General features: G+C 72.6%; 1 protein-coding gene. It reads right to left on the bottom strand.

Annotated elements, in window-relative coordinates; all coding sequences use genetic code 11:
- Positions 1-230, bottom strand: a 230-nt coding sequence (locus ACLQ2W_RS34090) for a hypothetical protein (protein WP_425792042.1), incomplete at both ends; no start/stop codon positions are given.

Raw genomic sequence — 230 nt, 5'->3', positions numbered from 1 at the left:
ACCCCGGCAACCACCCCCGGCGCCTCGACACCAGAAGCCAACGCCTGCAACCCGTCCACCAACGCCGACCGATCCTGGCCGAGCACGACACCCCGATGCGTGAACCGGGTCGCCCGGCTGTCCGCCAACGCCCGCCCCACCACGACCGGCTCGACGTCAGGCCGGTCGGCCACAAACCCGGCCAGCCGCTGCGCCTGCGCCCGCAACGCCACCTCAGACTTCGCCGACAA

It is taken from the genome of Micromonospora sp. DT227 (assembly GCF_049841835.1).
In the GTDB taxonomy this organism is placed as follows: Bacteria; Actinomycetota; Actinomycetes; order Mycobacteriales; family Micromonosporaceae; genus Micromonospora.
The sequence above is the reverse complement of the archived record's forward strand: the minus strand, read 5'-3'. Positions and strand labels throughout refer to the sequence as shown.